Annotated in this window: 3 protein-coding genes; 2 read left to right on the top strand and 1 reads right to left on the bottom strand. The window is 65.2% G+C overall.

Annotated features, from left to right (window positions below; all coding sequences use genetic code 11):
- Positions 1–570 precede the first annotated feature (570 nt).
- Positions 571–753 (bottom strand): DUF1192 domain-containing protein, encoded by a 183-nt coding sequence (locus VDP82_RS16780; protein WP_323015971.1) that lies wholly within the window; start codon positions 751–753, stop codon positions 571–573.
- A 37-nt stretch (positions 754–790) separates the two neighbouring features.
- Between VDP82_RS16780 and VDP82_RS16775 the strand changes: the two genes are divergently transcribed.
- Positions 791–1,867: an NAD(P)H-quinone oxidoreductase gene (locus VDP82_RS16775; protein ID WP_323015970.1), complete on the top strand. Its 1,077-nt coding sequence runs from the start codon at positions 791–793 to the stop codon at positions 1,865–1,867.
- Positions 1,868–1,993: 126 nt separating this feature from the next.
- Positions 1,994–2,707, top strand: a 714-nt coding sequence (locus VDP82_RS16770) for a DUF1013 domain-containing protein (protein ID WP_323015969.1), incomplete at its 3' end; no start/stop codon positions are given.

Below are 2,707 nucleotides of genomic sequence, written 5' to 3'. Positions count from 1 at the left end.
GCCACGATGCGCGGCCCGATGGCGATCGCCGCTCCAGTCTCGTCCAATTCGGTCAAGCCGTCTGCCCTCCTGCCAGGCCGATCCTAGGCGCATTTCGCCTGCCCGTCATCTTGCGCGGGCAATCAGGCTGAAAAGAGCTTTAAGATCGGCTTTTCCCGGACAAATGCGTGCCCCGGAAAAGAAAAAAGAGCGGCAAGTTTACCGCTCTCGAAGTTAACAGGGAGGCGTCAAACAGAGGGAGAAACCGCTCTGAAATCCAGAAAACTCTGAATAATTTTAGATTAGCGGTAATTGTTTAATTTGCCGTTAACAGGAGTCGATTTCTTAACCCTGCCAAAATCTCAATATCGTGATCGCTTTTTGTCCCACCCCGGGAACCGCAAGGCGGCTTAACGCGTCATTTACCCTGACAGACCCCGATCCGCCGGAGGGAGGGACGAGACATGACTAGCCTTTCGCCCACAGCCGCCACCAGCCTCGTGGTCGCCCTCATGGCCCTGGCCAAGGTCGGGCCTGTGGATAAGCCCAGCCGTCCCATGCCGCCGCGAAAGCGCCACGTCCCCCGCCGGACTAGAACTTGAAGGCGGCGTCGGCGGCCTGGCGGCTCCTGCCCCGCGCGTCGATGGCGGCGCGCAGCCGCGCGATCTCGGCTTCCAGGAGCCCGATGCGCTCGCTCAATTCTTCCACCGACATGGTGTCGAGGGGCATGCCAACCTCGTGGGGCCTGGGCTTGCTGATGTCATCGTCGAACATGGGCAACCTCCTCGGTCGGTGATTTTCGGGCGTTCCAATGCGCCAGTCTAGCGCCAAAGGCTTGCAGAGCAAATCCGCATCGGCCATGCATGGCGGCATGACCCTGCCTTCCATGATGAATGCCATCGCCATCACCGCCCCCGGCGGTCCCGAAATGCTGCAATTGCGCCCGCTTGCCCGGCCCGAACCCGCCTCCGGCGAGGTGTTGATCCGCGTCGCTGCCGCCGGCGTCAACGGGCCCGATCTGGCCCAGCGCGCCGGGTTCTACGATCCGCCGCCAGGCGCTTCGCCCCTGCCGGGCCTGGAAGTGGCTGGCGAGATCGCCGCGCTCGGCGCCGGCGCCACCCATTGGCAATTGGGGCAGAAGGTCATGGCGCTGGCCAATGGCGGCGGCTATGCCGACTATGTCGCCGTGCCGGAAGGCCAGGTGTTGCCGGTTCCCGAGGGCTGGGCCCTGCCCGAGGCCGCCGCCCTGCCCGAAACCTGGTTCACCGTTACCCAGACGCTGGTGATGCGCGCCGGCCTCGCGCCGGGCATGACCGTGCTCGCCCATGGCGCTTCCGGCGGTATTGGCGGGGCCGTCATCCAGATCGCCACGCTTTTGGGCGCCCGCGCCATCGGCGTCGTTTCCTCGCCCGAAAAGGCCGCCTATGCCCGCCGCCTGGGCGCCTTCGCCACCATCGACTATACGCGCGAGGACATCGCTCTCAAGGCCCGCGAACTGACCGATGGGCGCGGCGTCGATCGCGTCGTCGACGTGGTGGGCGGGGCCATGGCCGCCATCAATGTCGCCGCCTGCGCCCGGGGCGGCCATATCCTCCAGGTCTCGACGCTGGGCGGAGGCAAGGCCAGCCTGCCGCTGCGCGAGATGATGGCGCGCGAAATCACGCTTTCCGGCTCCACCCTGCGCCCGCAAACTTCCGCCACCAAGGCGGCCATCGCCGCCCGCATCGGCGCCGATCTCCTCCCCGGCCTGTCGCGGCCCGATTTTGAAAAGCCCGAAATCCGCGTTTTTCCCTTGGCCGAAGCCGCCGCCGCCCATGCCGCCATGGAGGCGCGCGGCCATTGGGGCAAGCTCGTACTCGTGACCGATTTCGGCGCGCAGGAGCGGTAAAAGCAATGATAAATTCATTGCGGATCGCCCTGCCGCGCCTTATATTGGGGCAATTCCCCTCAGCATGAAGCAAAGAGGCGGAGCGGCCCGGAGGAAAACCGGCCGCGCCTGCAAGAGAGATTTATCATGACCCAGCCCCTGTTGATGCCCAAGGCAACCGCCGTCTGGCTCGTGGACAACACAGCGCTGTCTTTCGAGCAGATCGCCGCTTTCTGCACGCTGCATCCGCTTGAGGTCCAGGGCATTGCCGATGGCGACGTCGCCGGCGGCATCATGGGCGTCAATCCCATCCAGAACGGGCAACTCACCCGCGAGGAAATCGAGCGCGGCGAGGCCGACGCCAATTACCGCCTCAAGCTCAGCGAGCCCAAGGTGCGCGTGGCCGCCTCCAAGCGCAAGGGGCCGCGCTACACCCCGATTTCGCGCCGCAACGAGCGCCCCAACGCCATCAAATGGCTGGTGCGCAACCATCCCGAGCTCAAGGACGCGCAGATCATGCGCCTGGTCGGCACCACCAAGTCGACCATCGAATCGGTGCGCGAATCCACCCACTGGAATTCGGCCAACCTCACCGCCATGGACCCGGTGACGCTGGGCCTGTGCAGCCAGATCGACCTCGATCTCGAGGTCAAGCGCGCCTCCAAGGGCGCGACTGGCCCCGATGAGGTGGAAACCGGCACCGTGCTGCTCACCGCCGAGGAAGCGCTGGCCCGCGCCGGCGGCCGCGCCCATGCCGATATGGCCGAGGACGATTTCGGCGGTGCCGCCGATGAGCGCACCAGCCAGGGTCACGAAGAATTCGACGCTGATTCGGTGTTTTCCAAGCTCAAATCGCTCAAG

Origin of the sequence: Devosia sp. (assembly GCF_034675085.1) — a bacterium.
Classification (GTDB): Bacteria; Pseudomonadota; Alphaproteobacteria; order Rhizobiales; family Devosiaceae; genus Devosia.
This window is presented reverse-complemented; position numbering and strand designations above follow the sequence as displayed.